Annotated in this window: 16 protein-coding genes and 1 pseudogene; 7 read left to right on the top strand and 10 right to left on the bottom strand. The window is 69.3% G+C overall.

Annotated features, from left to right (window positions below):
- Positions 1-97: pseudogene (locus Q8Q88_RS15050) on the bottom strand (PadR family transcriptional regulator); the annotation flags it as partial.
- Between the two features lie 124 nt (positions 98-221).
- Between Q8Q88_RS15050 and Q8Q88_RS15045 the strand changes: the two are divergent.
- Both Q8Q88_RS15045 and Q8Q88_RS15040 read left to right on the top strand, forming a co-directional pair.
- On the top strand, positions 222-1,019 hold the full coding sequence (locus Q8Q88_RS15045) for a peptidylprolyl isomerase (protein WP_305676004.1): 798 nt from the start codon (positions 222-224) through the stop codon (positions 1,017-1,019).
- Between the two features lie 89 nt (positions 1,020-1,108).
- Positions 1,109-1,741 carry a LysE family translocator gene (locus Q8Q88_RS15040; RefSeq protein ID WP_305676003.1) on the top strand — a complete coding sequence of 211 codons (633 nt, stop codon included), beginning with the start codon at positions 1,109-1,111 and terminating at the stop codon, positions 1,739-1,741.
- Here the strand turns inward: Q8Q88_RS15040 and Q8Q88_RS15035 are convergent.
- Together Q8Q88_RS15035 and Q8Q88_RS15030 are read right to left on the bottom strand one after the other, a co-directional pair.
- Positions 1,738-3,006 carry an MFS transporter gene (locus Q8Q88_RS15035; RefSeq protein ID WP_305676002.1) on the bottom strand — a complete coding sequence of 423 codons (1,269 nt, stop codon included), beginning with the start codon at positions 3,004-3,006 and terminating at the stop codon, positions 1,738-1,740. The genes Q8Q88_RS15040 and Q8Q88_RS15035 overlap by 4 nt on opposite strands.
- Before the next feature lie 77 nt (positions 3,007-3,083).
- Positions 3,084-5,180 carry a winged helix-turn-helix domain-containing protein gene (locus tag Q8Q88_RS15030; protein ID WP_305676001.1) on the bottom strand — a complete coding sequence of 699 codons (2,097 nt, stop codon included), beginning with the start codon at positions 5,178-5,180 and terminating at the stop codon, positions 3,084-3,086.
- Between the two features lie 105 nt (positions 5,181-5,285).
- Between Q8Q88_RS15030 and Q8Q88_RS15025 the strand changes: the two genes are divergently transcribed.
- The gene (locus tag Q8Q88_RS15025; protein WP_305676000.1) at positions 5,286-7,190 is read left to right on the top strand and encodes a TonB-dependent siderophore receptor; all 1,905 of its coding nucleotides are present in this window, start codon (positions 5,286-5,288) and stop codon (positions 7,188-7,190) included.
- On the opposite strand, the gene Q8Q88_RS15020 is transcribed toward Q8Q88_RS15025, so the two are convergent.
- Positions 7,187-8,833 (bottom strand): amidohydrolase, encoded by a 1,647-nt coding sequence (locus tag Q8Q88_RS15020; RefSeq protein WP_305675999.1) that lies wholly within the window; start codon positions 8,831-8,833, stop codon positions 7,187-7,189. The two genes, Q8Q88_RS15025 and Q8Q88_RS15020, sit on opposite strands and share 4 nt — an antisense overlap.
- Before the next feature lie 104 nt (positions 8,834-8,937).
- Between Q8Q88_RS15020 and Q8Q88_RS15015 the strand changes: the two genes are divergently transcribed.
- Genes Q8Q88_RS15015 through Q8Q88_RS15000 form a run of 4 tightly spaced genes read left to right on the top strand, consistent with a single transcriptional unit; the run spans position 8,938 to position 13,616 of the window.
- Positions 8,938-10,713, top strand: a complete 1,776-nt coding sequence (locus Q8Q88_RS15015) for a hypothetical protein (protein ID WP_305675998.1) — start codon at positions 8,938-8,940, stop codon at positions 10,711-10,713.
- 57 nt (positions 10,714-10,770) lie between these two features.
- Positions 10,771-11,415 (top strand): DUF47 domain-containing protein, encoded by a 645-nt coding sequence (locus Q8Q88_RS15010; protein WP_305675997.1) that lies wholly within the window; start codon positions 10,771-10,773, stop codon positions 11,413-11,415.
- Between the two features lie 10 nt (positions 11,416-11,425).
- On the top strand, positions 11,426-12,439 hold the full coding sequence (locus Q8Q88_RS15005; RefSeq protein ID WP_305675996.1) for an inorganic phosphate transporter: 1,014 nt from the start codon (positions 11,426-11,428) through the stop codon (positions 12,437-12,439).
- Positions 12,440-12,443: 4 nt separating this feature from the next.
- Positions 12,444-13,616, top strand: coding sequence for a glycosyltransferase (locus tag Q8Q88_RS15000; protein WP_305675995.1), 1,173 nt, complete (start codon positions 12,444-12,446; stop codon positions 13,614-13,616).
- Here Q8Q88_RS15000 and Q8Q88_RS14995 read toward each other — a convergent pair.
- The 6 genes from Q8Q88_RS14995 to Q8Q88_RS14970 form a co-directional block, all read right to left on the bottom strand.
- Positions 13,600-14,307, bottom strand: coding sequence for an NTP transferase domain-containing protein (locus tag Q8Q88_RS14995; RefSeq protein ID WP_305675994.1), 708 nt, complete (start codon positions 14,305-14,307; stop codon positions 13,600-13,602). The genes Q8Q88_RS15000 and Q8Q88_RS14995 overlap by 17 nt on opposite strands.
- A complete protein-coding gene (locus Q8Q88_RS14990) occupies positions 14,304-15,902 on the bottom strand; it encodes a hypothetical protein (protein WP_305675993.1) in 1,599 nt (532 codons plus the stop codon). Before Q8Q88_RS14990 ends, Q8Q88_RS14995 begins: the two co-directional genes overlap by 4 nt.
- Positions 15,899-16,273, bottom strand: coding sequence for a capsular biosynthesis protein (locus Q8Q88_RS14985; RefSeq protein WP_305675992.1), 375 nt, complete (start codon positions 16,271-16,273; stop codon positions 15,899-15,901). The genes Q8Q88_RS14990 and Q8Q88_RS14985 overlap by 4 nt, the downstream gene beginning before the upstream one ends.
- 112 nt (positions 16,274-16,385) lie before the next feature.
- A complete protein-coding gene (locus tag Q8Q88_RS14980; RefSeq protein WP_305675991.1) occupies positions 16,386-17,507 on the bottom strand; it encodes a dipeptidase in 1,122 nt (373 codons plus the stop codon).
- The gene (locus Q8Q88_RS14975; protein WP_305675990.1) at positions 17,504-18,844 is read right to left on the bottom strand and encodes an amidohydrolase family protein; all 1,341 of its coding nucleotides are present in this window, start codon (positions 18,842-18,844) and stop codon (positions 17,504-17,506) included. Before Q8Q88_RS14975 ends, Q8Q88_RS14980 begins: the two co-directional genes overlap by 4 nt.
- A 65-nt stretch (positions 18,845-18,909) precedes the next feature.
- Positions 18,910-20,361 (bottom strand): glutamate synthase subunit beta, encoded by a 1,452-nt coding sequence (locus Q8Q88_RS14970; protein ID WP_305675989.1) that lies wholly within the window; start codon positions 20,359-20,361, stop codon positions 18,910-18,912.
- Positions 20,362-20,369 lie beyond the last annotated feature (8 nt).

Below are 20,369 nucleotides of genomic sequence, written 5' to 3'. Positions count from 1 at the left end.
CGATCTCATAGGCGTAGCTGTCCTGTCGGGAGAGCAGCGCGAGCACGCAGAGCTCGAGCACCCCCTTCTTCAGCTGGACTTGAACGGCTTCCGCCACGACGCGCACCTCCACTTCGAGCTAACGTGTATCGCACGGTAGTGGTCAGTGCAAGGTAGCATGCATTACAAGTTAGTAAGCTCGGCCCGTTGCGAAAGGCGACGGTTTGTCGATAGTCGAAAACATGCTCCGTCTATTCACTTTCTGCATGGCCGCCCTGTCGATTTCGGCGCCCGCCCAGGCCGCCGACTGGCGGGCCCTGGACCCCGAGCAGACCCTGGTCATCGAGACCTCCAATGGAACGATCCTCGTGGAAATGCGACCCGACCTGGCGCCCAGGGCGGTGGAGCGGATCAAGCTGCTAGCCCGAGAGGGGGTCTATGACGGCCTGCTGTTCCACCGGGTCATCGAGAACTTCGTCGACCAGACCGGCAACCCGAACAACGAGGACGGCGGGGTCTCCAAGCACCCCGACCTGGCGCCGGAGTTCACCTTCCGCCTGAAGCCCGACCAGCCCCATGTCATCGTCCGCAACACCAGCGACGCGGTGGAGGGCTTCGTCGGATCGACGCCATTCATCGGCGCCCAGGACCTGCTGGACACCAACCCGCTGGGCCGCCGCGCGAGCGGCGCCTACTGCCCCGGCGTCGCCGGCATGGGGCGGCAGGAGGCCATCACCACCGCCAACAGCGAGATCTTCTTCATGCGCGAAGCCAGCCGCCGGCTGGACGGCGACTACACGGTCTGGGGGCGGGCGGTGAAGGGCCTCGAGGTGATCCGCGCCATGGCGGTCGGCGAGCCGCCAGCCAAGCCCGACCGGATGATCAAGCTCCGCGTCGCCGCAGACATCCCGGCCGCCGAACGGCCCAGGGTCGAGGTGCTGGACGAGCGAGGGCCGGCCTTCAAGGCCCTGGTCGACAAGGTCCGCGCCGCCAAGGGCGCCGACTTCACCGTCTGCGACATCGAGATTCCCGCCCGTTGAGAGGCCGCCTAACGATCCGCGCGGGATTTCTGGCGCGCGGGACTCAGAGGCTGCCGCTATAGCCGGGCTCCAAGCAGAGGAGCCGACGCATGGTCGCCTGGACGGACTGGATCGCTTTCGGACTGATCGCGCTGGGCATGGCCATGACGCCCGGCCCCAACATGATCTACCTGATCTCGCGCTCCATCAGCCAGGGTCGCCGCGCGGGATTCATGTCCCTGGCCGGGGTGGCGGCGGGCTTCATCTTCTACATGGTCTCGGCGGTGATCGGCCTGACCGCGATCGTCATGGCCGTGCCGATCGCCTACGACGTCCTGCGGATCACCGGCGCCTGTTACCTGGCGTGGCTGGCCTGGCAAGCGCTGAAGCCCGGCGCCGCCTCCCCCTTTGCGGTGCGCGAGCTGGAGCCGCACGGCGACGCCCGGCTCTTCGCCATGGGCCTGTTCACCAACCTGCTGAACCCCAAGGCCGCGGTGCTCTACCTGTCCCTGCTGCCGCAATTCATGCATCCGGAGCGCGGCGACATCCTGGCCCAGGGCATGATCCTGGGCGCCACCCAGATCGCCGCCAGCGTCGCCTGCAACAGCGTGATGATCCTGGCCGCCGGCTCGGTGGCCACGTTCCTGGCCACCCGGCCGACCTGGGCCATGGTCCAGCGCTGGCTGATGGGCACGGTGCTGGGCGCCCTGGCCGTGCGGATGGCGCTCGACTCGCGCCGCTAGGCGAGCGCCGGCTTCACCTGCCGGCGGATCATGATCGAGGCGACCGCCGCCACTAGGGCCGCGACGCCGGCCAGGACGAAGGCTTCCAGATAGCGGCCCTGCGACGCGCGCAGCACCCCCGCCATCACCGCCGCTGTGGCCGCGCCCGCCTGGTGCCCAGCGGCGATCCAGCCGAACACGATGGGCCCGTCCCGATCGCCGAACGCCTCGGTGGCCAGGCGCACGGTGGGCGGCACGGTGGCGATCCAGTCCAGGCCGTAGAACACCGCGAAGATCCCGAGGGCGACGATGGAGAAATCCGTATAGGGCAGGACCATCAGGGAGAGCCCGCGCAGGCCGTAATAGACGAACAGCAGCTTGCGCGGGTCATAGCGGTCGGTGAGCCAGCCCGAGAGGGTCGTGCCCACTAGGTCGAACAGCCCCATCAGGGCCAGCAGGGTCGCCGCTCGGGTTTCCGGCAGGCCCTGGTCGGCGCACATGGCGATCATGTGGACGCCCACCAGGCCGTTGGTGGTCAGGCCACAGACGAAGAAGCCGGCGAACAGCAGCCAGAAGGTCCGGGTCCGCGCCGCGCGGAACAGGGCGCCGAAGGCCACGGCCAGGGCTCCACCCGCCGCAGGCGGCGGGATGGGGACATAGTCGTCGGAGGCGCCGTAGGGCTTCTGGCCGATCGCCTGCGGGCTCTCGGGCAGGAGAAGCCAGACGACAGGCGCCAGCAGCGCCATGACCCCGGCGATGATCAGCACCACCGGCCGCCAGCCGCCCTGCTCGGCCACCATCGCCATGCCCGGCAGGAAGATCAGCGAGCCGGTCGCCGTGGACGCCGTCAGCAGGCCCATCATCAGCCCGCGCCGCGCCACGAACCAGCGGTTCACCACCGTGGCTCCCAGCACCATGGCCACCGCCCCGGAACCCAGGCCCGCCATCACACCCCAGGTCGCCACATACTGCCAGGGCTCGGTCATCAGGGACGAGAGGCCGGTCGAGACCGCCATCAGCAGCAAGGCCAGGGCCACCGTGCGCCGGATCCCGAACGACTGCATCAGGGCCGCGGCGAAGGGGCCGGTCAGGCCGTAGAGGAAGATGCCCACCGCCGCGGCGGCCGACACCGTGCCGCGGTCCCAGCCGAAGGCGCGCTCCAGCGGCAGCATCAGCACGCCGGGCGCGGCCCGCAGGCCAGCGGCGGCCATGAGGGCGATGAACACGGCGCCGGCGGCGACGAAGGCATAGTTTCGCCCGAACGGGCGCGGAATCGGGCGGGTCATGCCGGTGAACCTAGTCGGGGCCGCACGATCCGTTCAACCAGACTTCCTGAAACCGGCCGCAGTTTGCCTCGCCGCGCCTAATTCGCCGCCAGGTCCACCAGGCCCAGATCGACCTGGTCGTCCTGGCTCTGCGAGAACAGCACGGCGCCGGTGGACGACACGCCCACCGAGCCGCAGCAGTTGGGGATGTCCACCAGCTTGCGGGGGGCGCCCGTCCACGGGTGCAGCCAGACGGTCGAGGGCGAGGCGCGATAGCCGCGCATCACCACCAGGCCATCGGGGCCGACGGCCCACTCGTCGTAGCCGCCGAGCTCGACCGGGGGGACCGGGCGCCCGGGAGACAGGGCGCGCAACCTCGTCTCGCCCACGCGCATGCCGTAGAGACGCCCGTCTTCGCCGCCGCGCAGCACGCGCCAGCCCTCGCCGCCGGGCAGGGGCCGGGGCTCGGCGCCGGGGGTGAGCGCGATCCGCATGACCCGGTAGCCGGCCGCCGTGCGTTCCACATAGCTCAGGCTGCGCCCGTCGGCGGCGTAGACGGGGTCCAGCTTGTCGAGACCGTCGTGGGTCACCGGCCGCAGCCGCGAGCCGTCGCGGGCCACGGTGTAGATCTCCGCCCGGCGTCCCTTCACGGCTATGAAAGCGATGGTCTGGCCGTCAGGCGACCAGGCCGGCTGGTGGACATAGCTGCCCACGATGGAGGTCAGGCGCACCGAACGGCCGTCCTGCGTGGTGATCCAGAGCTCCGAGGAGCCGCTGCGGTCGGAGGTGTAGGCCACGGTCCCGTCAGCCGCGCCATCCGGGTCCCAGTCATTGCCGTCGTCGGTGGTGAGCGGTCGCACCCGTCCATCGGGCGCGACGACGGCCAGGTTGTTGCGGCCGCTCGGCAGTTCCACCGCCACGCGGTTCCGGCGATCGGCGGACATGCGGCTGAAGCTGATCTGGCCCAGGCCCAGGCTCACCTGCCGCGGCGGACCGTCGATCTTGGTGTCGACCGTCCACAGGCCAAAGGCCCCGCCGCGGTTCGAGGCGAAGAACACATGGCGGCCGTCGGCGGACCAGACATAGCCCGGCGCCTTCCAGCCGTCGGTGGTCAGGGCCCGCTCCCGGCCGGTCTTCACGTCCAGCAGGAACAGGTCGTCGGCCCCGTGCATCAGGGTCCGGCGGAAGAGGACATGGCGGCCGTCCGGCGACGCCATCGGATCACCGTCGCCCAGGGTCGAGGCCGGCGGATCGGTCAGGTCGCGCACCGCGCCAGTCTCGATGTTCACCGCCCGGATGCGCCAGATCGAGGCGGCGTCCCGCCGGTCGCCGAACACCAGGGTGTTCTCGTCCAGCCAACTCACCCGCGCGTAGGTCGCGGACTGGCAGCGGGCGACGATGCGTTCGGGACCGAGCGGGATCGGCGTCACTACGATGCTGCATTCGCCGGTCGCCGGGGTTCGCACGAAGGCTATCCGGTCGCCCTTCGGAGACCAGGCGGCGCTGTGGTCGTCGGCCGGGTCGGTGGTGATCCGCACCGGCGTCCCCTGCCCCACGCTGCGCAGGTAGAGATCGCGGCGCGAAAGCAGGTCGGCGCGCTGGGCGTAGACCAGCTGACCGCCATCTGGCGACAGGGCCGGATGGGTCTCCAGGCCGCGCTCCGAGGTGAGGGGTTGGAAGGCCCGCGCCGTCCAGTTGACCGGGCGCGGCAGGGTGATCAGCAGTACGGCGACGGCCGCCACCGCGACGCCGATGAAACCGGCGGCCATCACGAGGGTCTGGCGCGAGACCTTGGGCCGCACGCGCTCCGCCGTCGCCGGCTCGGTCGCCGGGGCCACGCGATGGACGTCGGCGCTGGCCTGCAGGCGATAGCCCACCGTGGCGATGGTATCGACGCTGATGCGCGGATTGTCGCCGAGCGCCTTGCGAAGCTGGGCCACGCAACGGTTTAGCGCGCCCTCGGTGACGATGCGCCCGCCCCAGCAGAGGTCGATCAGCTCGTCGCGGCTCACCGGCTGGCCGCGAGAGCGGTGCAGGGCCACCAGCACCTTCATCACCCGTGGCTCCAGTGTGACGACCTTGCCGTCGTGCTCGAGCTCCAGGGCGGCGGGACGCACCTGGGTCCCCGCCAGGCTGAACGGGAGTTCCCGCGCCAGGTTGAGCTCAGGCCATCGGATGGCCACGTGTTCGTTCATCGCGAAACCATCACGAATTAATCACGCCCACAGCCACGCCGTCCCGGCCGCACTGTCCGACAAACCCCGGTCTCTGAACAGTCCAGTTCACCCGGGATTACAATAATGAAATGTTCGGCCGCGCCCTTCGTGCTCGTGCTCTTCGCCTCGACCTCCGCCCTCGCCCAGGAAAGCGCGGTGAAATCGGCCGCCGACGCTTTCGGTGAGCGCGTGGGCATCGAACAACTCGGCCTCTACGGGGAGGGGCAGGTCCGCGGCTTCGACCTGCAGGCCAGCGGCAACTACCGCGTCGAGGACGCCTATTTCGCGCGGATGGCGCCACTGAACGATCCGGTGGTCGGCGGCGTCAGCGTGAAGGTGGGGGTGAACGCCTCGCGCCTCGCCTATCCCGCGCCCTCGGGCGTGGTGAACTATCGCCTGCGCTCGCCCAGTCCAACCAACCGGCTGACGGTCGGCGGCGGCCGCCGCGACTTCGGGACCACGGTGGCGCAGGCCGAGGGATCCTGGACCGCGCCCTCCAAGGAGGTCTGGATCGCCGGAGCCACCTTCTACCGCCCGAATGTCACCTGGGGGTCAGGCGGCAACGGCGAGGCCTTCGACATCGGCGCGGTCGCCGGCTGGAACCCCGCCGAGAACCACAGCCTCCGGGTCTTCGCCTCTTGGTACGCCCGCGAGTATGACGGCGATTGGTCCGTGCTGGCGCAGGACAGCGCCCTGCCTCCGTCGGCGAAGGCGTTGCGCCAGTTCTCGCCCACCTGGGCCAATGTCCGCGCGCAGAACACCAATCTCGGCGCCCTCTACAAGGGCGAGGCCGGCGGCTGGACGCTCGACGCCTCAGCGTTCCGATCGATCTACAGCAACGACGCATCCGACTTCACGGTTCTCGCCACCCTCCGCGACGGGAGCGCGACGTCGACCACCTTCGTGGGGCCCGGCCGCACCAACCTGTCGGACTCCTATGAAGCCAGGGTCTCGCGGGTGATCGACGGCGGGGCGATCGACCACCTGGTCAGCGCCTCCCTGCGCTATCGGCGCGCCGAGGTGGACCTTTCCTCGTCGGTAAGCGTCGCCAACGGCGCGTTCAACCTGCGCGACCCCGCCCCCTCCGCCCCTGCCCGCCCGGCCTGGAGCGGGTCGCGCGGCGAGGACCGGACCGACCAGCTCACTGCGAGCCTGATCTACGGCCTGGTCTGGGAGGACCGGCTGCAGGTCCGGCTCGGCGCCCATCGCAGCCGCTACGAGAAGGAAGTTCTGGCCTATGACGGCTCGACCGCGCGGGGCGAGGACCAGGCCTGGTACTACAACGCCTCGGCCGTCTGGAGCCTGACCCCCTCGACCAGCCTGTTCGGGAGCTATGTCACCGGCCTGGAGGAGTCTGGCTTCGCGCCGCAGAACGCCACCAACAGCAACCAGGTGCTGCCACCGGTGAAGGCCAAGCAGAAGGAGATCGGCGTGCGCCACGCGCTCACCGACAATCTGACCCTGCTGGCGGCCGCCTTCGAGGTGTCCAAGCCGACCACCGGCTTCCGCGCCGACGGCTCCTATGGCCTGGTCGGCCAGGTGTCGCACAAGGGGTTGGAGGCATCCCTGGCCGGGCAGCTGGACGAGAAGACCAGCATCGTCGTGGGCGCGGTCTCCTACGAGGCCGAGATCACTGGGCCCCTGGTGACGTCCGGGGTCGTGGGCGCCCACCCGGCCGGCATCTCGGAGCTGATCGCCAACGCCAGCGTCGAACGCCAGATCACCCCCGTCTGGTCGCTCGACGCCCAGGTGAACTATCTGGGCGAGGCCTATGCCGACAGCCGCAACACCTTCAAGGCGCCAGCGCTGACGACCTTCGGCCTTGGCGCCCGCGCCCGCTTCAACGTCGCCGAGCGTCCGGCTCAGCTCCGCCTGCTGGTGTCCAACCTGACCGACGAGCGCGGTTGGTACGCCTCCACCAGCGACCTCCTCTGGCCCATCGCCCCGCGCACCGCCCGCGCCATCTTCACGATGACGTTCGGGGGTTAGCGCCCGTCGTAGACGATCCGACCGGCCACCACGGTCATCACAGCGCGGGCCTTGGCGATCTCGGGGAACGGCGCGGTCATCAGGTCGACGGAGAAGACCGAGATGTCGGCCAGGGCGCCGACCTTCAGCAGGCCGAGTTCGGTCTCGCGGCCGGCGGCGTAGGCCGGGCCCCGAGTGAGCAGGGCCAAGGCCTGCTGGCGGGTCAGGGCCTCGTCGAGGCCCCAGTCCGGCCCGGCGAAGCCCTTCAGGTCGTGGCGATAGGCGGCGGCGTAGAACTCCACCAGCGGATCACCCTTCTCCACCGGGGCGTCAGAGCCGCCGGCCACCACCGCCCCGCTCCTGACCAGGCTCTCCCAGGCATAGGCGCCCTTCAGCCGTTCGGGGCCCAGGCGGGCGGGGGCGAAATAGAGGTCGCCGATGGCGTGCGAGGCCTGCATCGAGGCGATCACCCCAAGCTCGGAGAAGCGCGGCAGGTCCTCCGGCGACAGCACCTGGGCATGCTCCACCCGCCAGCGGGCCTTGCGCAGGGCGGCCGGGTCGTCGGCGAAGGCCTGCTGGAAGGCGTCCAAGGCCAGGCGGTTGCCGCGATCGCCGATGGCGTGGATGGCGATCTGGGCGCCCGACGCGCGGCCCCGCTTGAGGAAGGTGTCGATGGTCTCGCGCGGAGTGAGGATCAGACCCGTCCCCTCCGCGTCGGCATAGGGCGCCAGCAGGGCCGCGCCCCGCGAGCCCAGGGCGCCGTCCATGTAGAGCTTCACCCCGCGCACCCGCACCAGGCCGCTCGGGTCCCGCGTGGGGCCAGAAGCCAGGACGGCGTCGGCGTCCTGCGGCGACATGTAATTGTCGAGGCGGATCGGCATCTCGCCCCTGGCGGCCAGGGCCTGCTGGTAGCCCACCTCCTCGCTCGAGGCGCCCATGTCGTGCAGGCCGGTCCAGCCGCGCGAGGCGTAGAGGTCGACCCCGCGCTTCACCGCCTCAGCCTTGGCCGCGGCGCTGGGCGGCGGGATCTTGCCGCGCACCAGGGCCATGGCGTTGTCGATCAGCATGCCGGTGGGCTCACCCGCCGCGTCCTTGAGGATCTGGCCACCTGCCGGGGTCGCCGTGTCGCGGGTGACACTCGCCAGGGCCAGCATGGCGCTGTTGGCGACGATGGCGTGGCCGTCGGCGCGGCCCAGCACCACCGGACGGTCCGGGATCGCCCGATCCAGATCCTGGCGGCTGGGGAAGCGCTTCTCGGGCCAATGGGTCTCGATCCAGCCCCGGCCGGAGACGGCGCCGGCCCCCGGATTTGCCACATTCCAGGCTTTCAACCGGGCCACCAGGTCCTCGACCGACTCCGTCCCCTCCAGGCTCAGCGTCATCTCGCGGAAGCCGATCCCCGACAGGTGGGCGTGGGCGTCGACGAAACCCGGAAAGGCCGCCGCGCCCTTCAGGTCGATGTCCCTGGCGCCTGGGACCGCCCGGCGCGCCCGGGCCAGGGGACCCGCGAAGGCCACCTTGCCGTCCTTGACCGCCAGGGCCTCGACCGAGGCCTCCCCCGTGTTGATCGGCCCGCCATGGATCAGCAGATCCTGGGCCCGGGCGGCAGGCGCGACGGCCAGCATCGTGGCGGCGATCGCCAATCGGAGAAGTTCGATGCGCATGGGGCCTCCCGCGGACTCGTTGGGGCCACAGCTAGGCGGGCCTCGAATTCGAAAGCAAGGCTCCGGGCCTAGTCACGCTCGCCGCGAACCGCCAGATTGCCGGCATGAGTTCGGGGGACGATGGTTCGGAGGACGGGTTCGGCGCGCGCCTGGGCATGGGGCTGCTCGTGCTGGCGGGTCTGGCCGTGGTGCTGGCCTATGTCGACCGCATCTTCCTCGACCTGCCGCTCTATCCCGGCGACGAGGGCGCCTACCTGATCCACGGACTCTACGGCAAGGCGGTGGCCGCCGATCCGAAGCTGAGTCCCGATCTGCAAGGCCTGAACAACACCGCGTTCCTGCTGATCATCCGCGCCGTCACCTACGGCACGCACAACCTGATCGAATGGCTGCGGGCCTTGGGAGCGACCGCCTATTTCGCGGGGATCCTGCTGGTCTGGCTGGGCGTGCGTGGACGGCTCAGCAGCCGAGAGGCGCTGGGTTTCCTGCTACTGGCCGCGGCCTTCCCCTATTACCGCTTCGTCTTCGCCATCATGCCGGAGGGATGGTATGTCGGGTTGTTGGGCCTGATCATCCTGGCGACGATCAAGCTCTACCTGTCGCACCCCGTCACCCATGCCCTGGTCGCCGGGGCGCTGGCCGGGGTGCTGGTGCTATTGAAGCCGCACGGCCTGGCGGTGATCGCCGCCTTCCCGATTCTGGCCCTGCTCGATCTCGCCTGGGGGCGGCGCGAACTCACGTCCTTCGTCGCGCGCGTCGTGATCTTCGCCCTGGCCTTCGTCGCGGCGGGAAACCTTGTCGCCCTGCTCGCCGGAGAGCCGATAACACGGCCGTTCACATTTTTTGTCGGCGACCACTATGCGAAGGCCCTCACCAGCGAGACCACGCCCGCCTCCCTGATAGTCGCCCTGCGCGCCCTGGCGCTGCTGGTCGCATCGAGCCTGCTCCTGGCCGGCGTCCCGATCCTGACCGGACTTCTCAGGCTCGGAATGCGGTGGAATTGGAGTCGGGGCCGTGGGCGCTTCGACCTCGAGCCGCAGGAGATCGCCTTCCTCCTCGTCCTGCTCTCGTTCGGCGCGACCCTGGCCATGACCGCGATCTTCACGATGAAGGCGCTTGTTTACGGTCCCACCGAGGCCAACCGCCTCTGGGGTCGCTATTTCGAATTCTTCATTCCGATGATCTGGCTGACCGCCGCCCCCTTCGTCCTGGAGTTCGAGCGGGGTGGCGGTCGCTGGTGGCGGATCGTGGCGGGCGTGGTTCCCCTGGCCGGCCTCGCGGGGCTGATCGTCTTCGTGCGCGGCGGGATATTTCTATTCCCGTGGGACGCGACGGCGCTCACCGCCTTCTTCCGCCCGGACCCGGCGAAGTTCGGCATGATCCCGCTGGTTCCATACTTCGCCATCGCGGTCGGCGCGACCCTGGCGGCCTGCGCCGCCACAGGCTCGACGAACTGGCGGGCGCACAGGATCTGGCTCGCCTATTTCGTGCTGCTGGGCGTGCTCTCGACAGCCCTGGACCGGGCCTGGGAACGTGATGGTTGGCCTGCTCGCGAGGCCTTGAACACGGAATTGCATGTCGCCGAATTGCTCGTGAGCCAGGAATCCGGCCTCTTGGCGGCCATCGTCGACGATCTCAACGCCGGCCACACCACCTTCTGGCGGTTGCAGGCCAGGCCGCACATGATCCTCGTCGCGCCAGACGCCGATGTGGCCGATCAGGCCCTGGCCGCCTACGACACCGTGATCGTCGTCGGCCCCCACGATCTGGTCGGCGACGGATGGAAACCGCTGTTCCTGGGACAGCGACTCGCGGTCTTCCGGCGCGAGGCGGCCCTCGCCACTAGGGCGCGCCTTGGGCTTGAGACCGGAACACGCTAAGAGCCGCCCCGGGGGGCCAGCTCGAAGCGCGGCCGACAATCTGAAGACGGATCGAAGATGCTGAGCTGGTTCCAGGCGATGATGCCGAAGGAGGAGAAGTTCTTCCATCTGTTCCGGGCCCATGCGGAAACCCTGGTCGAGGGCGCCGTCGCCCTGCGCGACGTCCTGAAGGGCGGCGACGGGGTACCCGCCGCCTGCGCCCGGGTGTTCGCCCATGAGACCGCCGCCGACGACATCACCCGCGAGGTGCTGACCGCCGTCCGCCGCACCTTCATCACCCCCTTCGACCGCAGCGACATCAAGGACCTGACCACCTCGCTCGACGACGCCATCGACCAGATGCAGAAGACCGCCAAGGTCATCACCCTGTTCGAGCTGCGCGAGTTCGAAGACCCCATGCGCGAGATGGCCGACATCATCGTCGAAGCCGCGCTGCTGACCCGCGAGGCGGTGGGCCTGCTGGACAAGATGCGCCAGAACGCCCACCGGCTGAACGAGCTGACCGAGCACATCACCCAGATCGAGGACCGCTCCGACGCGATCTACGACGCCGGGCGCAAGGCGCTGTTCCTCGCTCACCGCAAGGACGACCCCATGGCCTTCGTGGTCGGCGTCGACATCTACAGTCACCTGGAGAAGGTGATGGACCGCTTCGAGGATGTGGCGAACCGCATCAGCGGCATCGTGATCGAGCAGGTCTAGGGAACGCCACGTGGACCTTTTCGGCTTCACGCCGCTCCTGATCTTTCTGATCATCGTCGCCTTGGCGTTCGACTTCCTGAACGGCCTGCACGACGCGGCCAACTCCATCGCCACCATCGTGGCCACCCGCGTGCTGCCGCCCTTCGCGGCGGTGGCCTGGGCGGCCTTCTTCAACTTCATCGCCTTCCTGTTCTTCGGCCTGCACGTGGCCAAGACGGTAGGCGCGGGGCTCGTCGAGCCCAACCTGATCACAGACGGCCTGATCTTCTCGGCCCTGATGGGCGCCATCGGGTGGAACCTGCTCACCTGGTGGGCGGCGATTCCGTCGTCGTCCTCCCACGCCCTGATCGGCGGGCTGGTGGGCGCGGGCCTGGCCAAGGCGGGCGCCGACGCGGTGATCTGGACCGGCCTCAACAAGACCTTGGCGGCCATCGTGCTGTCGCCGGGTACGGGCTTCGTCCTGGCCCTGCTGCTGACCCTGATCGTCTCGTGGGCCTTCATCCGCTTTACGCCGTTCGCGGTGGACGGTGTGTTCCGCAAGCTGCAGTTCGTCTCGGCCTCGCTCTATTCGCTGGGCCATGGCGGCAACGACGCTCAGAAGACCATGGGAATCATCGCCGCCCTGCTGATGGCCCACGGCATGGGCCCGGCGTCCGGCGAGTTCCATGTACCGCTGTGGGTGGTGCTGTCCTGTCAGGCGGCCATGGGCCTGGGGACGCTGTTTGGCGGCTGGCGGATCGTGCACACCATGGGTTCGAAGATCACCAGGCTGACCCCCATGCAGGGCTTCTGCGCCGAGACCGGCGGGGCCATCACCCTGTTCGCGGCCACCAGCCTTGGGGTGCCGGTCTCCACCACCCACACCATCACCGGCGCGATCGTCGGCGTCGGCGCGGCGCGGCGGGTCTCGGCGGTGCGTTGGGGCGTGGCGCGGCGGATCGTGGTCGCCTGGGTGATCACCATCCCGGCGGCCGCGGCGATCGCGGCGGTGACCTACTGGCTGGCCGGGCGGTTGATGGGGTAGACCGATGCGGTTCGTTCTCTTCAAAGGTCAGTCGCAATACGGTTCGCTGCGCCTGCATATCGATCAGATCGCCGTGGCCTTGGGCGGCCTGGGCCACGAGGCCGAGATCGTCGACCTGGCCACGCCCGACGCGTGGACCCGGCTGGCCGAGAGCCTGGAGGCCCAGGCCGACTGCTATCTGGGCGTTGGCGGAGTGGGTTCGGAGGTCCAGCCCGACGGAATCTCGATCTTCGACAGCATCGGCGCGGCCTATGTGGCGATCCATGTCGACCACCCCGTGCACATGCTGCAGCGGGTGACCCTGCCGATCAAGCGCGGGGCCTTCTTCTTCCTCGACCGGACCCACGTGCAGTTCGTGGAAGCCTGGCCCCAGTCCCGCGGGATCGGCAAGCTGGGCTTCCTGCCGCCCGGCGCCAACGAACTGCCCGAGCAGCCCGACACCTCCGACGAGGCCTTCGCCCGGCGTGACATCCCGCTGCTGTTCACCGGCACCTATCGCGGCGAACCGCAGACTCCGTGGCGCGACGAGCCGGAGAGCCCCGCCCGCACCATACTGGAGGATGTAGCCCGGCGCATGGCCGCCGACGCCACCCTCCCCGTCGTCAAGGCGCTGCGCGCGGCCCTCGCCCAGGCGTTCAAGGCCGAGCTCACACCGGAGCTGTTCAACGACTTCGCCCCCTTGCTCCAGGCCCCCCAGGCCTATGCCGAGACCGTTCACCGCGACGCCGTCCTCAGGACCCTGGGCGAGGCCGGCGCCCCGCTTCATGTCTACGGCCTGGGCTGGGAGCCGCTGATCGAACGCTATCCCAGCTTCCGCTACGGCGGGGTCGGCAGTTTCGAGGAGACGCTCACCCTGCTGCGCCGAGCCAAGCTGGTGCTCAACATCAACAACGGTTTCGTTGAGGGCGGTCATGAGCGCGTGTTCACAGCCATGGCCGGCGGCGCGGCCGTGATCAGCGACGAGAGCCGCTACTATGTCGAGGCCTTCCGCGAGACCGAGCTGGCCACCTACTACTGGAAGGCGTTGAAGGGCCTGCCCCGCAAGATCGAGGCCCTGCTGGCCGACGATCGCAAGCTGGCCGCCCAGGCCCGCGCCGGCGCCGCGCGCGTGGCCGCCGACCACACCTGGCAAACCCGGGTGAAGACCATCGTCGAGGCCGTCAGCGCCCTGCCTTGAGGGCGGCGTATTCGGCCGGCGTCCCGCAGAAGATCACCTCCGCCGGTTCGATCAGGCTATAGCCGATCCGCGCGCCCTTCCCGATCAGGTGGTTGTAGATCGGCGCCACATAAAGCTCGGCGGCCTGCGGCGCGCGACGCTCGGCGTCCAGGGCCATCCGGAAGTCCCCGGCGCGGGCGAAGTGGTAAAGCCCGGTGCAGCAGAGGTCCGAGATCGGCCGCTTCTCCGCCGTCTCCAGCGCCCGCGGCTCAGGACCATCGGCAGGCCTGACGTAGGACCAGTTGGCGCCCTCACCGCGGAACACCTCCAACCAGCCGTCCAGGTCGTCGAACCAGCCCCCGGGAAAGGTGAAGCCCGGCCGGAAGGTGTCGATGTTGAAGATGGTCAGCGGCGTCGCATCCGCAACGTCCACCAGCCCCTGCTCCACCGTCTCGGCCTGGCCGGCGGTTGGTCGGTCCAGGACGCGGACGTCGAACGTCGCGATCCCCAGCCGCTCGGCCTCGGCGGCCACGAACGCCTCGGCGCCCGACGCCACCACGAAGCGGAAGGCCATGGTGTCGAACAGGGCGCTGAAGCTTCCCACCGCATGGGCGAACACGCTTTGGCCGGCCAGTGGCAGACGATACTTCGGCTCTTCGTATCCCGCCTCGAAGAAACGCCGTGACGCGCCCGCCATGGGAATGACGATCATGCCGCCTCCAGCTCCCGGTAGAGCCGCAGGGCGTTGGCGATGAAGGCCGCCTGTCGGTCGGGCCGATCGGCGTGCAGCGGCAGCATCGACAGGAATAGCCCGGTGGTCACGGCGCGCACCTCGCTCGACAGCCCGCCGACCCCGTCGACCTCCAGGTCGCCCAGGGCGGCCTCGAGCCAGGGTTGGGCGGCGATCGGCTCGAAGGCGATGGCGTAGTCGTCGCCGTCCACCCGTGGCCGGCAACGGCCGGCGACGATCTGGTCGTAGCGGCCCACCACCGAATGGCCCAGCTTGGCCAGGTCGTAGCGCAGGTCGCCATAGATGGTCGGCTTGTCGCCCACCAGGCCGCGCGGATCGATGGCCTTGATCCGACGCACGCGGGAATCATAGAGGATGTTCGAGAAGCAGAAGTCGCCGTGGACCACGGTGTCCCCCCGCCCCGCGTCCAGGCCGTAGGCGGGCGTCAACCGTTCGGCGATCCCCACCAGGGAGGGACAGGGTCGGCCCTCGAAGCGCAACGGACGGTCGATTGGAAACCCGGTGGACCGCCCGAAGTCCTGCAGCCGCGCCAAGGTCTTGTCGGCGGCAATGGAGCGCAGCGCCGCATCGCCCGATCCGCCGCCGCGATGGGCCGCGCACGCCCGTAGGAAATCCTCGCACGAGGCCAGGATGCGCAGCCACGGCTTGCGCCCCAGGGCGCCATGCACGAACAGCTCCGACAGCACGGGCAGGTACTCGTATTCCGTCTCGTAGAATACCTTGCCGTCCTCGGCGCCGAAGCCCAGCAGCCGTCCGCAATAGACCTGCACCGAGGGCGGCGCCTCCTGCAGCCAGTGGGTCTCGGCCCAGATCTTGGCCTCGTCCAGGCTGGACTTGCGCGCCGTCAGCCCGTCGATCCGCACGGTGTTGAAGGCCCGCGCCGTGGTCGCCGCCAGGCGGGAGCGGAAAAAGGTCTGCAGGTGGCCGAAATCGAGCCAGGCCTGGGCCGGGACCACCTGCGCGGCGTGGCCCTGAAGATAGTGGTTCACCCCACCCACGAAGTCGCCACGCATCCGGGTCAAGGAGCGCAACAGGTCCAGCGCCGAGGTGAAGGCGAAATAGCCCGCCGCCACCGGCCAGCCCTCGTGGCCATCTTCCCCGGCCGGCGTGTCGACAAGCCGCGCGATCCGGCCGTCGCGCCCGACCTCCATCTCGGCCCAGGCGTATTCGCTGCTGCGCTGGCCGCCCACCACGACGTCCAACCGATCCAACGGCGGGTCGAGGATCAGGGTGTCGCCGTGCAGCAGGCGCACCGGCCCCTCCCCGGCCCCGATGGCGTTGAGCGCGTAGACCACCGCCTCGCCCAGCCTCAAGCCCTCCGGGATCGGGATGATCTCGACATTCAGAGCCGCCAGCCGCTCGCTGTCGAAATCGGAGACGGCATAGGTCTCGGGCAGCACCAGGTGGTGGCGCTCGGCCGAGCCTAGGGCCTCGATCTGCAGTTCGTAGAGCTTGCGCACGCCCACCGGCAGCATCGACGGCGGCAAGGGCCCGAACTCGGCGGCCAGTTCCTGGCCGACCACCGCACCGGACATGATCAGCCGCACGCCGTTCATGGCTCCAGCCCCAGCAGGGCGCGGACTTCCTCCAGGCTCAGGGCGACGAATTCGCTCGGCCGGATCGCCTTGTCGTCGACATAGAAGCCCTCGGTCCCGCACCAGGGCTTGCCCACGTGCAGCTCGTCAAATGGCACGTCGTGGCGCTTCAGCCATTCGACGATGACCGGCAGGGTGTTGGCGTTGATCTTGCCGATATCGCCGGCATAGGTGCGCATGTTGCGCGCCGAGGCCACCACGATCGTGAAGCCCTGCGCCCTGTATTCCCGAAGCCGCCCGATCAACGGCAGGTTCGGCTCGCGGTCGGCATAGGCGCGTGCCGGATCGTCCAACGCGATGGTGCCGTCGAGATCGAAGACAAGCCGCTTCATGGTCGCAGGCTCCGGCGGGCTCACCCCGTCGTCTTAAACGATTCTGGGCCGCCGACCTCGGCAGCTTGCCGACGCTCATCAGATTGGCGTCGGCGGCCAGGCGACTGAAGGGCTAGCCCCAGACGCGCTCGGCGTAGCTGATGAAATTCCGGCCCAGCACCTTGTCGATCACCCGTTGGCTGTGGCCCCGGGCCGCGAGCAGCCCCGCCAGCTTGTGGAACTGGTCGGGCCCCCGCAGATCCAGGACGAAGGGCTGGGTGTCGGCCCGTTCCCCCTTGGCGGCGATGCCGGCGGCCTTGCGCTCGGCGTGTTCCTGGGCGAGCGCGGCCTTGTAGGTCTCCATGTCGTCGATGGTGGCCACCGAGCCGTCGGTGCCGATCCCCACATGGTCCTCGCCGCAGACCTTCAGGGCGTGCTCGATATGGGCCACCACGTCGGCGGCGCTGGCCTGGCTGGTCGGGTTCAGGAACGGCATGAAGTAGATGCCGACGAAGCCGCCTTTCTCCGCCACCCCGCGCAGCTCGGCGTCGGTCTTGTTGCGCGGCAGGTCGGTGAGCGCCCGGCAGCCGGTGTGGTTGATCGAGATGGGCGCCTTGGACACGGCGATGGCGTCCAGGCAGGTCCGCTCGCCCGAGTGCGACAGTTCGACCATCAGCCGGGCGCGGTTCAGGCCGGCCACCAGCTCACGCCCCAGCGGGGTCAGGCCGCGGTTCTCCGGCGCCATGGAGCCGTCGCCCATCATGGTCGGGAGGTTGTACGTGACCTGGACGATCCGCACCCCGCGCGCGGCGAACTCGTCGATGCGCTCCAGGTTCTCGCCGATCTGCACAGAGTTCTGGAAGCCGTAGATCACCCCGATCTTGCCGTCGGCCCCGGCCTTGGCGATGTCGGCCGCCCTGCGCACCAGCGTCAGGTCGGCGGCGATGTCGGCGATGATCCTGTCCCAGACGTCGAGGGTCTTCAGCGTATAGGCGTAAGGCTCCTGGGGCCCGGCCACATAGCCGAGCGTGATGTTCACCGCCGTCAGGCCGGACGCCTTGGCCTCTCGCAGGCCCCGCGCGTCGAAGTCGACGGAGGCGGCGTCGGCCGCCGGTCCCGCCGGCCGTCCGATCTGCAGGTTTGGATTCGAAAGTCCGCCCAAGGCGTTGACGATGATCGCTTTTTCGGTGCGGGCGAAGGCCGGGCCCGCGGCGAGGGCGGCGGCGAAGCCCAGGGTCTCGCGGCGGGAGATCATGGCTGGCTCCTTCGTGCGGCCAGGTCGGCTTGGGGATCGTAGTCGGCGCGGGAATAGGCCACGCCCCGCTTCACGGTGGTGACCACCGTGCGCAGGTTGCGGATGTCGGCGGTGGGGTCCTTGGCGACGAACACCAGGTTGGCCAGCTTCCCGGCCTCGATGGTCCCGAAGTCCGGGTCCTTGCGCACCGAGAGCGCGCCATTGCGGGTGGCGGCCACGATGGCCTGCATGGCGGTGAAGCCCGCCTTGTCGACCAGCAGCTCCAACTCCTCGTGCAGCGACGGATAGGCGGCCTCCGGCGCCGAGGCGCCATCGGTGCCGGCGGAGATGGTGACGCCCGCCTCCAGCGCCTCGTGGGTGAGTCGCGCGGCCAACTCCGTCGAACAGTAGGGCTTGGTCGGCCGGCCCTTCATGGCCTCATAGATGCTCACGGTGGCGTCCAGAACGACGCCATCGGCCTTCATCCTGGCGTAGAGCCCGGCCATTGCGGGATGGACGTCCTTGCCGAACCGGCCTTCCTCGACGGCGGCGCGATTGTGGTACTGGCCGGGGACCGGGTCTGACACCTGGTAGGCCAGCATGCAGACATGGCTGACCACGTCGGCCTTGGCGTCCAGCACCTGCTCGGGGGTGGCGGGAAACACCGCCGCGTGGGCCCAGATCGGCACGCCCTGGCGGTGGGCCTCGGCGGCGATCGCGGCCACCGTTTCGCCTGGCAGGTTCGCATAGACCTTGATCGCCGAGGCCCCAAGACCGCGCGCCTGGGCCACGGCCAGGGGCAGATCGGTCCGCGGCCCGATGGCCTGCATCCAGCCGACCTCGCCGGCCTTGGCGCCACGGGAGGCCGCATGCACCCGCTTGTCCTCGAAGAAGGAGGGGCCAGCCATCAGGGCGGCGTAGTAGATATCGGGCCCGGCGATCTCGCCGATCCGCTCGGCGCGGGACAGGTCGGCCACGTTACGCAGGTCGTCGGCCATGTCGCGGATCGAGGTGATCCCGCCATAGAGGCTGCGCTTCAGCTCCGCCTCGGCCCAGGCCCGAGCGGGCGGCGTGGCCAGGTGCTGGTGGCTGTCGGTGAGGCCCGGCAAGACATACTGGCCGGCGACGTCCACCACCTTGGTTTGCGGCGGCAGCTTGAAGGCGACCTCGCCGTCGCGCCAGACCCGCTCGATCCGCTCACCCTTGACCAGGATCGACATGCCGGGCTTGGGCGGCGCGCCGGTCCCGTCGATCAGGGTCGCGCCCTTATAGACGGTGAGCGATTCGGGCTGCGCGCTGGCGAGGCTGGGAACCAGGACGATGACGGCGGCGAACACCGCGGCGCGGAAAGCGATCATACCTCCGGTTTAGCGCGGCTCATCGCGTCCCCGAAAGGCCAAGCTCACCTACCGGTGGTCGGCGACTATCTCGGCAGCTTGCTGACGCCCATCAGGTAGGCGTCGACGGCCTGGGCGCACTGGCGGCCCTCGCGGATCGCCCAGACCACCAGGGACTGGCCGCGCCGCATGTCGCCGCAGGAGAAGATGTTCGGCGTCGAGGTCTTGTAGTCCGTGACCGGGGCCTTGACGGCGCCGCGCGGGTCCAACTCGACGCCGGCCTGCTCCACGAACGCATTGTGGCGCGGGCCCACGAAGCCCATGGCCAGCAGGACCAGGTCGGCTGGCAGCTTGAACGCGCTGCCCGGGACTTCCTGCGGACTCAGACGACCGTCCGCGCCCGCCACCCATTCGATGCGCGCGCACTCGATGGCCTCGACCTTGCCGTTGGAGCCCAGCACCTGCTTGGTGGTCACGGCGAAGTCGCGCTCGCATCCCTCTTCCTGGCTGGACGACGTGCGCAGCTTCAGCGGCCAGTCCGGCCAGGTCATGAACTTGTTCTCGCGGGCCGGCGGCTGCGGCATGATCTCGAGCTGGGCGACCGAGGCCGCGCCATGGCGGTTCGAGGTGCCGATGCAGTCGCTGCCGGTGTCGCCGCCACCGATCACGATCACATGCTTTCCGGTGGCCGAGATCGCCCCGGTCGGCGCGGCGCGCAGTTCGTCGTCGCCGGCGTTGCGCTTGTTCTGCTGGGTGAGGAAGTCCATGGCGTAGTGGACACCCTGAAGCTCGCGGCCCGGAATCTCCAGGTCGCGCGGGTTCTCCGCCCCACCGGCCATGACCAGCACGTCGTAGTCGTCCAGCAGGCGCTGGACCGAGACCGTGACCCCGACTTCGAAATTGGTGCGGAAGATCACGCCTTCCTGCTCCATCTGGGCGATCCGGCGATCGATCAGATGCTTCTCCATCTTGAAGTCCGGGATGCCGTAGCGCAGCAGGCCACCAATCCGGTCGCTCTTCTCGAACACGGTGGGCGCATGGCCGGCGCGGGCCAGTTGCTGCGCGCAGGCCAGGCCTGCCGGGCCCGAACCCACCACCGCGACTCGCTTCCCGGTGCCGCGCGGCGAGCCCTGCGGCTTGATCCAGCCCTCGTCCCAACCGCGATCGACGATCTGGCATTCGATGGTCTTGATGGTCACGGGGCTGTCGACGATGTTCAGCGTGCAGGCGGCCTCGCACGGCGCGGGGCAGACCCGGCCGGTGAACTCCGGGAAGTTGTTGGTCGACTGCAGGTTCTCCAGCGCCGCCATCCACTGGTCGCGATAGACCAGATTGTTGAAGTCGGGGATCTGGTTATTGACCGGACAGCCGGTGTGGCAGAACGGAATCCCGCAATCCATGCAGCGCGCGGCCTGACCGGCCACGGCCGGCGGCGCCAGCGGCTGGGTGAATTCCTTCCAGGTCTTCAGGCGCTCGGACGGCGCATCATAGACGCGATCCTGGCGCTCGATCTCAAGAAAGCCGGTGGGCTTGCCCATGCTCTTAA

It is taken from the genome of Phenylobacterium sp. (assembly GCF_030697925.1).
GTDB lineage: Bacteria > Pseudomonadota > Alphaproteobacteria > Caulobacterales > Caulobacteraceae > Phenylobacterium.
Note: the sequence above shows the minus strand (reverse complement) of the source record. Positions and strands in the feature narration are given on the sequence as shown.

Bases quoted from the DNA above. Each gene is read 5' to 3' on its own strand.
- Q8Q88_RS15025 (WP_305676000.1), top strand. From the start codon at position 5,286: ATGAAATGTTCGGCCGCGCCCTTCGTGCTCGTGCTCTTCGCCTCGACC.
- Q8Q88_RS15000 (WP_305675995.1), top strand. From the start codon at position 12,444: ATGCGGTTCGTTCTCTTCAAAGGTCAGTCGCAATACGGTTCGCTGCGC.
- Q8Q88_RS15020 (WP_305675999.1), bottom strand. From the start codon at position 8,833: ATGCGCATCGAACTTCTCCGATTGGCGATCGCCGCCACGATGCTGGCC.
- Q8Q88_RS15010 (WP_305675997.1), top strand. From the start codon at position 10,771: ATGCTGAGCTGGTTCCAGGCGATGATGCCGAAGGAGGAGAAGTTCTTC.
- Q8Q88_RS15040 (WP_305676003.1), top strand. From the start codon at position 1,109: ATGGTCGCCTGGACGGACTGGATCGCTTTCGGACTGATCGCGCTGGGC.
- Q8Q88_RS14975 (WP_305675990.1), bottom strand. From the start codon at position 18,844: ATGATCGCTTTCCGCGCCGCGGTGTTCGCCGCCGTCATCGTCCTGGTT.
- Q8Q88_RS15035 (WP_305676002.1), bottom strand. From the start codon at position 3,006: ATGACCCGCCCGATTCCGCGCCCGTTCGGGCGAAACTATGCCTTCGTC.
- Q8Q88_RS14980 (WP_305675991.1), bottom strand. From the start codon at position 17,507: ATGATCTCCCGCCGCGAGACCCTGGGCTTCGCCGCCGCCCTCGCCGCG.
- Q8Q88_RS14985 (WP_305675992.1), bottom strand. From the start codon at position 16,273: ATGAAGCGGCTTGTCTTCGATCTCGACGGCACCATCGCGTTGGACGAT.
- Q8Q88_RS14970 (WP_305675989.1), bottom strand. From the start codon at position 20,361: ATGGGCAAGCCCACCGGCTTTCTTGAGATCGAGCGCCAGGATCGCGTC.
- Q8Q88_RS14995 (WP_305675994.1), bottom strand. From the start codon at position 14,307: ATGATCGTCATTCCCATGGCGGGCGCGTCACGGCGTTTCTTCGAGGCG.
- Q8Q88_RS15015 (WP_305675998.1), top strand. From the start codon at position 8,938: ATGAGTTCGGGGGACGATGGTTCGGAGGACGGGTTCGGCGCGCGCCTG.
- Q8Q88_RS15045 (WP_305676004.1), top strand. From the start codon at position 222: ATGCTCCGTCTATTCACTTTCTGCATGGCCGCCCTGTCGATTTCGGCG.
- Q8Q88_RS14990 (WP_305675993.1), bottom strand. From the start codon at position 15,902: ATGAACGGCGTGCGGCTGATCATGTCCGGTGCGGTGGTCGGCCAGGAA.
- Q8Q88_RS15030 (WP_305676001.1), bottom strand. From the start codon at position 5,180: ATGAACGAACACGTGGCCATCCGATGGCCTGAGCTCAACCTGGCGCGG.